The 11,605-nt window shown below is 64.6% G+C and carries 14 protein-coding genes; 9 read left to right on the plus strand and 5 right to left on the minus strand.

All coding sequences use genetic code 11. The features are described from left to right. Positions 1-65 precede the first annotated feature (65 nt). Genes AC07X9_RS04455 through copC form a run of 3 tightly spaced genes read right to left on the minus strand, consistent with a single transcriptional unit; the run spans position 66 to position 2,072 of the window. Positions 66-749 carry a class I SAM-dependent methyltransferase gene (locus AC07X9_RS04455; protein WP_086485550.1) on the minus strand — a complete coding sequence of 228 codons (684 nt, stop codon included), beginning with the start codon at positions 747-749 and terminating at the stop codon, positions 66-68. 5 nt (positions 750-754) lie between these two features. Next, positions 755-1,684, minus strand: coding sequence for a copper homeostasis membrane protein CopD (gene copD / locus AC07X9_RS04460; RefSeq protein ID WP_086485551.1), 930 nt, complete (start codon positions 1,682-1,684; stop codon positions 755-757). A 4-nt stretch (positions 1,685-1,688) separates the two neighbouring features. Then, positions 1,689-2,072, minus strand: coding sequence for a copper homeostasis periplasmic binding protein CopC (copC, locus tag AC07X9_RS04465; protein WP_086485552.1), 384 nt, complete (start codon positions 2,070-2,072; stop codon positions 1,689-1,691). A gap of 129 nt (positions 2,073-2,201) precedes the next feature. On the opposite strand from copC, the gene AC07X9_RS04470 reads away from it, so the two are divergent. The 9 genes from AC07X9_RS04470 to AC07X9_RS04510 all read left to right on the plus strand — a co-directional run bounded on the left by AC07X9_RS04470 (position 2,202) and on the right by AC07X9_RS04510 (position 9,895). After that, positions 2,202-2,474: a hypothetical protein gene (locus tag AC07X9_RS04470; protein ID WP_086485553.1), complete on the plus strand. Its 273-nt coding sequence runs from the start codon at positions 2,202-2,204 to the stop codon at positions 2,472-2,474. After that, entirely contained in the window at positions 2,474-2,914 is a 441-nt protein-coding gene (locus AC07X9_RS04475; RefSeq protein ID WP_086485554.1) for a periplasmic heavy metal sensor, read from the plus strand. The genes AC07X9_RS04470 and AC07X9_RS04475 overlap by 1 nt, the downstream gene beginning before the upstream one ends. Then, the gene (locus AC07X9_RS04480; protein WP_086485555.1) at positions 2,911-3,477 is read left to right on the plus strand and encodes an RNA polymerase sigma factor; all 567 of its coding nucleotides are present in this window, start codon (positions 2,911-2,913) and stop codon (positions 3,475-3,477) included. The genes AC07X9_RS04475 and AC07X9_RS04480 overlap by 4 nt, the downstream gene beginning before the upstream one ends. A gap of 64 nt (positions 3,478-3,541) precedes the next feature. Then, complete coding sequence (locus AC07X9_RS04485) at positions 3,542-5,488, plus strand: copper resistance system multicopper oxidase (protein WP_086485556.1); 1,947 nt, start codon at positions 3,542-3,544, stop codon at positions 5,486-5,488. Then, on the plus strand, positions 5,485-6,693 hold the full coding sequence (locus AC07X9_RS04490) for a copper resistance protein B (protein WP_086485557.1): 1,209 nt from the start codon (positions 5,485-5,487) through the stop codon (positions 6,691-6,693). Before AC07X9_RS04485 ends, AC07X9_RS04490 begins: the two co-directional genes overlap by 4 nt. An 88-nt stretch (positions 6,694-6,781) precedes the next feature. Then, entirely contained in the window at positions 6,782-7,255 is a 474-nt protein-coding gene (locus AC07X9_RS04495) for a DUF305 domain-containing protein (RefSeq protein WP_086485558.1), read from the plus strand. Positions 7,256-7,262: 7 nt separating this feature from the next. Beyond that, entirely contained in the window at positions 7,263-8,798 is a 1,536-nt protein-coding gene (locus AC07X9_RS04500; protein ID WP_086485559.1) for a PAS domain-containing sensor histidine kinase, read from the plus strand. Continuing rightward, positions 8,788-9,411, plus strand: coding sequence for a response regulator transcription factor (locus tag AC07X9_RS04505; protein ID WP_086485560.1), 624 nt, complete (start codon positions 8,788-8,790; stop codon positions 9,409-9,411). The genes AC07X9_RS04500 and AC07X9_RS04505 overlap by 11 nt, the downstream gene beginning before the upstream one ends. An 85-nt stretch (positions 9,412-9,496) precedes the next feature. After that, positions 9,497-9,895 carry a response regulator transcription factor gene (locus AC07X9_RS04510; protein WP_086485561.1) on the plus strand — a complete coding sequence of 133 codons (399 nt, stop codon included), beginning with the start codon at positions 9,497-9,499 and terminating at the stop codon, positions 9,893-9,895. Between the two features lie 40 nt (positions 9,896-9,935). Here AC07X9_RS04510 and AC07X9_RS04515 read toward each other — a convergent pair whose 3' ends face one another. Next, positions 9,936-10,373, minus strand: a complete 438-nt coding sequence (locus AC07X9_RS04515) for a DUF411 domain-containing protein (protein WP_086485562.1) — start codon at positions 10,371-10,373, stop codon at positions 9,936-9,938. A 126-nt stretch (positions 10,374-10,499) separates the two neighbouring features. Then, positions 10,500-11,486, minus strand: a complete 987-nt coding sequence (gene gnd / locus AC07X9_RS04520; protein ID WP_086485563.1) for a phosphogluconate dehydrogenase (NAD(+)-dependent, decarboxylating) — start codon at positions 11,484-11,486, stop codon at positions 10,500-10,502. Between the last annotated feature and the right edge of the window lie 119 nt (positions 11,487-11,605).

Raw genomic sequence — 11,605 nt, forward strand, 5'->3', positions numbered from 1 at the left:
TGTCAGGGGCAATACGTAATCTCCGAGGTGATCCTGCGAAAGCGTCGGCGCCGGTCGCCCGAAGATCAGTCGGGATCGTTCGCAACGGATCGCTGGATATCCGAGATCGGCCGGCGCGCGGTGAACAGCTGGATCGCTCCCGTGATCGTCGAGATCATGAAGGGTTCCGCGACGTCCTCAAATCCCGCTGCTGCGATCAGCTTTGGAATGACACCGTCGGCATTAGGCCGAGTATCACTCACGCCATCAAGGCGTTGCACGGTCAGGCGAAACAGCAGCCGCATCACCCCCCGCTGGCGTCCATAATCAGCGATGACGAGGCGGCCACCGGGCCGCAGCACCCTGTGCATCGCGCGAAGCGTCGCTGCTTTCTCACCCACCGGCATCTGATGCAGCACGAGGCTCGACACGGCAGCGTGTGCCATCCGGGCCTGAAGGTCCATGGCAAACCCTTGGCGCCATTCGATGTCGGCCTGCGTGGTACGGGTCTTGCCGCGCGCGATCTCGAGCGCTTCCGCATCCGGATCGATGCCGATGACAGTGAGCCGTGGTTCCGCAAGCTTCAGCATCAACGCGAAGCTGCCCGTTCCGCAACCGACATCGACGATCGTCTCGTCTGGCCGAGCGGCAACAGCGGCAAGCATCGCGCTCCGCCAGCGGGTTTCGCGAGTCCAGAGCCGGATCACACGATCATAGTCTCGCGTGGACCCGGTGCCGAGCGGCGGCGTGTAGGACTTCCTGGCGGTCATCCCTGCTATGCCGACATCGGCGGGGAAAGAGTACCCAGCCAGGCCACGAGCCCCAGGATGACGATGGCAAGGCCGCCCTCGGCGAGCAGGCTCTTGCGCAGGATCGCCATGGCGCGCCGCGCATCGCCTTGCGCGATGGCAAGGCCGAGCGCGGGCGTAACGCGGTAGCGGTTGAGCGCCGCCAGGCCGAGCATCGCGGCGAACAGCGTCAGCTTGACGATCAGGAGCAGGCCATAGGTGGTCTTTCCGAGCGAAAGCACGTTGCCCGGACCGACAAGGATGGCGCCGTTCACCGCTCCAGTGAGGATCAGCAGTCCGACGACCAGGGTTCCGACCATCGCGAAGCCGCGCAGGGCGGCTTCCGTCAGCGACACATGGTCCATGTCGTCGGCATCAACCCATCGCACGGCAAGCAGCAGAAAAGCGGCGATGGCGCCGATCCAGGCCCCCGCGGCGAGAAGATGGACCAGATCGGCCGCCAGCTGCAGCCAGCCGATGCCGCCTTCACCGGCCGCGGCGTGGCCGGACCAGGCAAGCGTTGCCAGGGCGCATGCGCCGACAAGGGTCGATGCCGCGGCTGCTGCGCGCGGTGCGCGGCCGTAGAACAGCGCGCATAGCAAGAGGATCAGGAGCGCGGCGACCCGTGTCTTGAGCGCGAGGCCCAGCGCCGTCTCGTTGAGCAGGTCGCCGAGGATCGAGACATCCGGCCGGGTGATCGGCAGGCCGGTCATGGCCGAGGCTTGGACCGCGAACCCGAGCGCGGAAAGTATGACGCCGGCCAGCGCAACAGCGGCGATCAGTGCGGGCATGAGCAGATGCCGAGCAGCCATCCGGACGCCACCCGGCGCATAAAGCGCGAACAGCGGCAGGCCGAACAGCAGGCCGAGATCGACGTAGAGCGCCCAGCGGACCGCGATGAGGCCGGCGTCACTCATGATGTCATTTCACGGTGAAGGCGAGATTGCCCTGGATCCGGTGGGTGTCGGTCGACACGACGTGCCAGGTGACCTGATAGGTGCCGGCCGAGAGCGGACGCGCCAGCGTCAGGACCAGCGTCTTGCCGTCGGCATCGACCGCGGTCTGGAAACCGGTCACGGCCATACGGTGATTGGGCATGCCCGGCATCCCGGCCATGACGATTTCGGCGCCCGACAGCTTGGGCATCAGGCCTTCGCTGAAGGTGAGCGTGATCCGTGATGGCGCCGCCACGCTTGCACTGGCGGCGGGGGTCGAAGACAAGAGCTTGGGATGGGCAAGCGCCGGTGCGGAAACGAAGAGACTGGCAGCGGCCGTTAGGGCGGCAAACACGGGAAGGGGACGCATCGGAGTTCTCCAGGTTGGTGGCATAGGGAAATACGCATCCCGTCGGCGGACCCCTCGGATTATCTTTTTGTGGCTGACGAGGGGTAGGCGGCTGTGATGCGTAATGGAGAATGAGGAAGGAGAACGACGATGGATGATCTCGATCAGATGCTGGCGCGCTTGCGCAATGCGCCGCTTCCCGCCGCGCTCGCGACGATCGACAGCGCTGTCATGGAGGAGCTGGCCCGCATCCGGGCCGCACCCGCGCTCCGGGCCGGAACCTTCGGCGCCGTCGCCGTGATCGCCCTGGTGTTCGGCATTGCCGGATCGGTAGTTCAAACCGATCGGGGTGCCGCCACGACCCTGTCGCCCTTCGACGCACGGCTGGCGCTCGCGCCGTCGACTCTGCTGAGCGGCGAGTGATGCGGGACTGGCGCAGGATAGCCCTGCTGGTCCTGCTGACCTTCGCCGCAGCCCTGGCCGGCGTCGTGATCGGACGGCTTTATGTCGTGCCGCAGAAGCCGGTCGAGAACGAACTGCACGAGCTTCTCCACAGTCAGCTCAGGATCGATGCAGAGCAGCACGAGCGGCTTGACGTCATCGAGAAGAAGTTCGCCATCCGCCGCCGGGCGCTGGAGGCGGAGCTGCGCGCCGATAACGTGCGGCTCGCCGAGGCGATTGAGATCGAACATGGTTACGGGCCGAAGGTCGCCGCCGCCGTGGACCGTTCGCACCAGGCGATGGGGGAGCTGCAGAAGGAAACGCTGGAGCACATCTTCTCGATGCGGGCCGTGCTGCGTCCCGACCAAGCCGTCAAGTTCGACGAGGCCGTGGTGAAAGCGCTGACGGCCAAGGAACGGTGACGCTCGAACTCGCCGGCTGTTCGGATGCCGAGCTCGCCACGCTGGCGCTGGCGGGACGGCAGCCGGCCTTCGGCGAACTGGTCCGGCGCCACCGTGAATGGGTCTACCGGCTGGTGCGCAACCATGTCGGGGATACCGACGAAGCCCTCGACGTGACCCAGGCCAGTTTCGTCGCGGCTTTCGGCGCCTTGCGCCGCTACGATCCGGAACGGCCCTTTCCGGTCTGGATGTCGCGGATCGCGATCAACAAATGTCACGACTGGCGCCGCCGCCGGACAGTCCGGAATTTCCTATCCTTTGCGTTCCCGATCAGCGACGCCGAGGACGTCGCGGACGAAGCGCCGCTGGCCGATCACAGAATGGCGGCCGAGCAGGAGTTCGAGCGTACGATGAGCGCGATCTCGGCCTTGCCCGAAACACTCAAGGAGCCGCTCATCTTGCGGACGATAGAGGGGCATAGCGAAGCGGAGACCGCGCAGATTCTCGGCATAAGTCAAAAGGCCGTCGAGACGAGGCTCTATCGCGCGCGGATGCGCCTGGCGGAAATTCTGCAAAAAGTTTGAGGGTTGGGCGGACGGGCTGCGTATCTCCAATAGGCCCATATGAACAAGAGCTGAGACGCCGCCCATGACATCCGTTCTCGACCGTCGGCAATTCATGCGGGGCGCGGCCCGCGCGGGCGGCGGCCTTGCCCTCTCCGCCTGGCTCCCGGCCTGGGCCCAGACAATCTCGGCGGGGGTGCGCCCGACTCTGCCGACGGTGTCGGGAGAGGACATCACGCTCACCATCGCGCGCCAGTCGATGACCATCGACGGCCGCCGCTTCCGGGCGATCGGGATCAACGGCACCGTGCCCGCGCCGCTTATCCGGTTGCGTGAGGGCCAGCATGTGCGGCTCAACGTCATCAACCAACTCGAGGAGGACAGCTCGATTCACTGGCACGGGCTGATCCTGCCGGCCAATATGGACGGTGTGCCGGGCGTGTCGTTCCCGGGCATCAAGCCGGGATCGAACTACCTCTATCAGTTCCCCGTCGTGCAGAGCGGCACCTACTGGTATCACAGCCATTCGGGCCTGCAGGAGCAGGAAGGCCATTACGGGCCGATCATCATCGATCCGGCGGGCGCCGATCCGGTCGCCTATGACCGTGAGCACGTGATCGTCCTCGCCGATCACAGCCCGCTGTCGCCGCAAGCGATCTTCCGTCGACTCAAGGTCAATCCAGGGCACTTCAACTTCCAGCGGCAGACGCTGTCAGGTCTGCTGTCGGCCCGCGACCAGAAGCTCAAGGACCGGCTCGACTGGGGCCAGATGCGGATGGACCCGGCCGACATTTCGGACGTGACGGGCTCCACCTATACCTATCTCGTCAACGGCCACGGTCCGTCCGACAATTGGACCGCTTTGTTCACGCCGGGCGAGCGGGTGCGGCTGCGGGTGATCAACGCTTCGGCCATGACCACCTTCAATGTGCGTATCCCCGGGCTGCCGCTCACCATCGTCCAGGCCGATGGCCAGAACGTGATGCCGGTTACGGTCGACGAGTTCCAGATCGGCGTCGCCGAGACCTACGACGTCATCGTCACGCCCGGCGAGAACAAGGCCTTCACCCTCGTCGGCGAGGCGATCGACCGCTCGGGGATGGCGCGCGCCACGCTCGCGCCGCGAGCGGGCATGGCCGGCGAGGTGCCGCCGCTGCGGCCCAGGCCGCTCGCCGACATGAAGGACATGGGCATGGACATGTCCTCCATGGACGGAATGGAAGGGATGGACATGTCGGGCGGCGCGGCGCGCGGCGTCGATCCGAGCGCCGAGCAGAACGCGTCGGCGGGCCTTGCGACTGGAGCCGCGAGCGCGGCGGCTAGATCCTCCACCATGGACCACGGCGCGATGGATCATGGCGCGATGTCGGGCATGGATCAATCAGCCATGGACCATTCGGCCATGGCGGCCGGCGGTAACGCCGGAGGCGAAATGGCGGGCATGGACCATGGCGGCCACGATATGGCGATGGGCTCGATGAAGATGCGCGACTTCTCGAACGCGCCCCAGGTCAAGCGCGATCCCGGCGTCCAGACCATCTCGCCGATGCCGGTCGACCGCACCGGAGAGCCCGGCCAGGGTCTGGAGGATGTCGGCCACAAGGTGCTCGTCTACAAGGACCTGATGGCGCTGGAGCGCAATCCCGACGTCCGCGCGCCCGGCCGGAGCATCGACATCCACCTCACCGGCAACATGGAGCGGTTCATGTGGTCGTTCGACGGCGAGAAGATGTCGGACCATCACGAGCCGATCCCGTTCACAGAAGGCGAGCGCGTGCGGATCAACCTCATTAACGACACGATGATGGGCCATCCGATCCACATCCATGGCCATTTCTTCGAGCTGGTGACGGGCCACGGCGACCATGCGCCGCGCAAGCACACCGTGATCGTCCAGCCCGGCGGCAAGGTGACCTGGGACTTCACCGCCGACGCGGTCGGCGACTGGGCGTTCCATTGCCATCTCCTCTACCACATGCATGCCGGGATGATGCGCGTCGTAAGCGTGCGCCCGAAGGGAGACGCGCAATGATCCGCTCGCTTCCGATGCTCGGTAGTACCGTCGCGCTCGTACTCGCCGCGCCTGCGTTCGCGCAGGATCATTCGACACACGACATGCCCGGCATGGGGCAACCTGCACAGACCAAGCCGGCCAAGGCACCTACGAAGCCCCGTGCCTCGCAGCCCGCGCCATCCCGCCCCAGGATAAAGCCTGCAGACGCGCGCACGCCCGCTGCCGACACCATGCAGGACATGGATCATTCCCAGCATGGGTCGCCAGCAAGCGATCAGCAGCGTCTGTCCGCCGAACCCATCCCGGCCATGCCCGGCATGGATCATAGCCAGCACCAATCCGGCGCGAAGCCCAACACGCCGCCGGAGATGGACCATTCGCAGCACCAGGGTGGCGCGATGCCTGACATGCCGGGGATGGATCGTTCGCAAAATGGTGAGGCGTCGATGCCGGCAAAGGAGATGACCGGCACGGCGCTGCCCGCGGGTAATGCCCCGCCGCCGCCGGTCCCGCGCGATCATTACGCCGATCGCGACTTTCCGGGCGGCGAGATGGGCCGCTCGCGCGAGGCGATGATGAAGGAAAGCGGCGGCGGCCAGTTCGGCCAGCTCATGCTCAACGTCTTCGAGTACCAGGCGCACAGTGGACGCGATGGTTATCGCTGGGACGGCGAAGGCTTCTATGGCGGAGACATCAACCGGCTCTGGCTCAAGAGCGAGGGCGAAGGCGAGTTCGGCCGCGGCATTGACACCGCCGAGATCCAGGCGCTCTACAGCCATGCCATAGATCCCTACTTCAACCTGCAGGCCGGCGTCCGCCAGGACTTCGGCCGCGGACCCGACCGCACCTACGCGACCATCGGCTTCGAGGGCCTGGCGCCCGGAATGTTCGAGGTGGAGGGCGCACTGTTCCTCTCGAACAAGGGCGACCTGCTGGGCCGGGTGGAAGGCTACTACGACCAGCGCATCACCCAGCGCCTCGTCCTGCAGCCACGCCTTGAACTCAATCTTGCGGCGCAGGACGTTCCGGAGAATGACATCGGCTCCGGGTTCGTCAATATCGAGCTGGGAGCGCGGCTGCGTTACGAGATCAGCCGCCAGTTCGCCCCCTATGTCGGGGTATCCTATCTGCGCAAGACCGGCGATACGGCGCGGCTTTCCCGCCTCGCGGGAGAGGACGTCCATGCCACGAGCGTGGTCGTCGGCGTCCGCTTCTGGTTCTAGGCTCGGGAGCGGTCAATGGCGGGGCGGGGTGTCTGGGCACGAAGCGATCTCGATGAAATCGCCGGGGGCCGAATCAAGGAGATGATCCATGGACCATGCACAAGGCAACGGCGGCGGAAAAAAGGGAGCCTATTGGAGCCTTGCGCTCCAGACCCTCGTCAGCGGCATCATCATGTACCTCGTGATGTTCGTCATGATCGATGGGCTCGAAAGCTTCTACAACAACCTCAATATGCTCTACATGACGCTGATGATGGTCGCGCCGATGGTGGTGCTGATGATCTTCACCATGCGGCACATGTTCCCATCGAGAGCGGCCAACATCGCCCTGACCGCCGCCTCGCTCGTCGCCTTCTTCGGCAGCTATGCGCTGATCCGCACCCAGACCACGATCGGCGATGCGGCGTTCCTGCGCTCGATGATTCCCCATCATTCCGGCGCGATCCTGATGTGCCGCGAGGCGAAGCTGCGCGATCCGGAAGTGATCGGGCTCTGCCGGTCGATCGAACGGTCGCAGCGACAGGAGATCGACCAGATGAAGGCCATCCTCGCGCGGCGCTGAGAATGCCATGACCGACAAGGATCACAACCTCCAGGACGGTGTGGCTCACACCGAACGGCTCGCATCGCTCTTCCTGCGCCAAGCGGGTGGTTACATCCTTTCGCTGCTCGACGTCTCGGGGCGGGTGCTCAGCTATAACGAGGAAGGAGAGCGGATCGAGTGCTGGCCGATCGACCATGTCGTGGGAAAGCCCCACGACATGTTTTACCCGCCCGACGAGGTCACGGCGGGCCGGCCGCAAGCTGATCTCACGGCAGCGCTGCACGAAGGAACCTTCGAGCGCGAAGCCTGGAGGGTTTGCGAGAACGGTTCGGAATATCTGGCACGCCTGACCGTCACCGCCTTGTTCGATGACGGGGTTCATCTCGGGTTCGGCTGCATCACACGCGATGTCACCGACGAGGCGGCGGTCCGTGCGTCGATCGAGACGCGAGAGCAGCATCTGCAGTCCATCCTGGCGACGGTGCCGGATGCGATGATCATCATCGACGAGGTGGGGACGATCACCTCGTTCAGCGCCGCGGCCGAGCGCCTGTTCGGCTATTCGGAAGCCGACCTGATCGGGCGCAATGTCTCCTGCCTGATGCCGCAGCCCGATCGCGGCCGTCATGACGAATATATCGCGCACTATCTCAAGACCGGCGAGCGCCGGATCATCGGCCTGGGCCGGGTGGTGGTCGGCCAGCGCCGCGACGGCTCGACCTTCCCGATGGAGTTGTCCGTCGGCGAGGCCGGAGAAGATGGCCAGCGGATGTTCACCGGCTTCATCCGCGACCTCACTGCTAAGGAACAGGACGAGATGAAGCTCAAGGAATTGCAGGCCGAGCTGGTCCATGTCTCGCGGCTGAGCGCGATGGGGACGATGGCCTCCACCCTAGCGCACGAGCTCAACCAGCCGCTCGCCGCCGTCGCGCTGTATCTGGAAACGATCCGCGACATGCTGGACGAGCAGGACGGCGAGCCGTTCGCATCCTTTCGCTCGGTGATGGACGACGCCGCGCAGGAGACGCTCCGGGCCGGGCACATCGTGCGGAGGCTGCGCGACTTCGTCGCGCGCGGCGAGGTCGACAAGAGCCTACACGATCTTCCCCAGGTCATAGCCGAAGCGTGCCAACTGGCGCTCGTCGGCGCGCGCGAGCGCGGCGTGCGCAGCTTCTTCGCCGTCGATCCTACCGCGACCCCGGTCCTCGTCGATCGGGTCCAGGTCCAGCAGGTCCTCGTCAATCTGATGCGCAACGCCATCGAGGCCATGGCGAACTCCTCGATCCGTGTCCTCAAGGTGGCGTCGACGCTACGCTCCGACGGCCTGATTGAGGTGAGGATCGAAGATACCGGCCCTGGGATCGCCGAAGAGATCCGCGAGCAGCTGTTCACCGCTTTCACGTCGACCAAGGCTGGCGGCATGGGTCTCGGTCTCTCGATCTGCCGGACCATCATCGAGGCGCATGGCGGCCGTATCTGGGTCGAGCACCCCGACCGCGGCGGCACCCGCTTTCATTTCACACTGATCCACGCGCGGGCGGAGGGAGACGATGGAGGATAGAAGAACCATTCATTTGGTCGACGATGAAGAGGTCATCCGCAAGGCAGCCGGCTTCGCGCTGAAGACATCCGGCTATGAGGTTGTCAGCTACGCATCGGGCGTCGAGTTCCTGAAGTCGGCAAGGTCGGCGGAGATCGGCTGCGTCATCCTCGATGTCCGGATGCCGGACATGGATGGTCTCGAGGTGCAGGCGGTGATGGCCGAACGCGGCGTAAACATGCCGGTCATCGTCCTCACGGGCCATGGTGATATCTCGGTTGCGGTGCAGGCGATGAAAGCCGGCGCGATCGATTTTCTGGAAAAGCCTTTTGAGAAGGCGGCCCTGCTCCAGGCCGTAACGCGGGCGTTCGCCCGGATCGATGATGCCGATGTCCGCTCCATCGAAGCCTCTGAAGCGCAAGTCCGCATCGCCGGCCTGACGCCCAGGGAACAGGAAGTGCTAGAGGGACTGGCGCACGGCTATCCCAACAAGACGATTGCCTACGATCTGGGATGCTCGTCGCGAACGGTCGAGGTCCATCGGGCCAGCCTCATGGCCAAGCTCGAGGTTCGCAACCTGTCCGAGGCCCTGAGGATCGCATTCGCTGCCGGCATGGGCCGCAAATCGAAGTGACTGCGATGTTTACGTAGCGACGAACCCCGCCGGAAATAGGCATTTGGAAAGCAAATTTCTCCTTCTCGGTATTGCACCTCGCCTCATGTCGTCTCGTCGTTCCTCTTCCAACCGCGAGTATAGGATCCTCCTGTCCGATGACGATCCGGCCGTGCGGCGGGCGCTTCACCTGCTGCTGCGGTCGCACGGGTATCAGGTGTGCGGCTATACGACGGGACGCGCCCTGTTGGCGGATCCCGAAGCGCTCGATGCGAATTGCGTAATCCTAGACTATCGCATGCCCGACATAGACGGTTTTGCGATGCTGGAGCAATTGCGCGCGCAAGGCTGGAACGGCACTGCGATCATGATCTCGGGCTTTCACGACAATCGCCTTGCCCGGCGCGCGCACGAAGCCGGATTCGATCACGTCATTCCCAAGCCGCTGATCGGCCGAGCGGTGCTCGATGCGGTTGGCCGTCACGCGCAATCTGGTTTCCAATAGGGAATGAAGCAACCACTCGTGAGACATCTGCCGCACGACCTCAATGTCGGGCGAATACCTTCACGCCGCCTGAGCCGAACGCAACGACGTCGTAACGCTGCCGCTGCGCTCCCGGCACTTCCATGCCGTCCGAGCCCAGTGGCATGCCTGCGACCGCCAGGCCTTTGACACCCGCGGGCCGCGTCCGCAGAACGCGCTGCATGTAGGCGATGGGCACATGGCCTTCGAAGATCATGCCGTCGATGACGGCCGTGTGGCAGGAGGACAGCCGGGGGGGGACGCCGTTACGGCGCTGGAAGGCGGCCCGGGAGGGATCTTCACGCATGACGACCTTCCGGCCGAGCCTGTCCCGGACCATCTTCGCCCATTTCTCGCAGCAGCCGCAGCCCGGATCCCGGTGGACGAGCGCATCACCGGCCGCGAGCGCCGCGCCGGGCGAGGCCAGGAACAGGAGGGCGACGGGCAGGCTCAACTTCATGCGTATACTCCTTGGTTCGCCGCGGAAACGCCGACGGCACATTCATTATTCTCGTTGGAGAAGCCAGTCTTGCCCATCAGCAAACCTTCTCGTCATTATCGGTCGTGAAAGCACAGGGCGGCCCGATTATTGCGGAATTTCAACATGACCGCCAAAGCCGAAGCGCATCGCCGACAGCAGCTTGTCGCCGAACGTTCCCTCGACACGGCTGCGATAGCGCGCGAACAGCGCCGCCGACAAAACGTGGACCGGTACGCATTCTTCCATCGCCGCCTCGATCGTCCAGTGGCCCTCGCCTGAATCAGCGACTCGACCGCTATAGGCTTCGAGCATCTGATCCTTGGCCAATGCCGCTGCTGACAAGTCGAGCAACCACGACGAAATGACGCTGCCGCGCCGCCAGACTTCGGCGATGTCGGTGAGGTTGAGGTCGAAGCGCTCATTCTCGGCAAGCTTGTCGGAGGATCTCCCTTTGAGCACGTCGAAGCCTTCAGCATAGGCCTGCATCAGCCCGTATTCGATGCCGTTGTGCACCATCTTGACGAAGTGGCCCGACCCGACCGGACCGGCATGGACATACCCCTTTTCGGCGCGTGAATCCTCGCCGTCGTTCTCGATCCGGCCGAGCGTTCGTGGGATCGTGCCGAGCCCTGGCGCGAGTGTCGCGAAGATCGGATCGAGATGATCGACCGCTGCTTTCGCGCCACCGATCATCATGCAGTAGCCCCGTTCCAGCCCCCAGATCCCACCGGATGTTCCGACATCGACGTATAGTAGCTGTTTCTCGCAGCAAGTCTTCGCGCGCCGAATGTCGTCCTTGTAGAAGCTGTTGCCGCCATCGATCAGAATGTCGCCAGGGCTGGCAAGGTCGATCAGCGTTTCAACCGTTCTTTCGGTCGGCGCGCCCGCCGGCAGCATGATCCAGAAGATGCGTGGCTGTGACAGCCTGGCGGCTGCGTCTTCCAGCGAGATCGCGCCGATCGCGCCCTCGTCGGCAAGAGCATTGGTCGCGCTCTGGTTATGGTCGAAGACGACGAGTTGATGACCGCCGCGGATCAATCGGCGCGCAATACCGGCGCCCATCCGCCCCAGGCCGATGATGGCCAATTGCATAACCTAGTCTCCGTTTCTGCGACTGCGCGATGTCTGAAGGTCGCCACACTGGGGTAGCGGCCAGAACCAAGAGCGATCCCATTCGGGAAATCCGGGTGGAATAGGTGGCCGACGCTCGA

It is taken from the genome of Sphingobium sp. GW456-12-10-14-TSB1 (assembly GCF_059424385.1).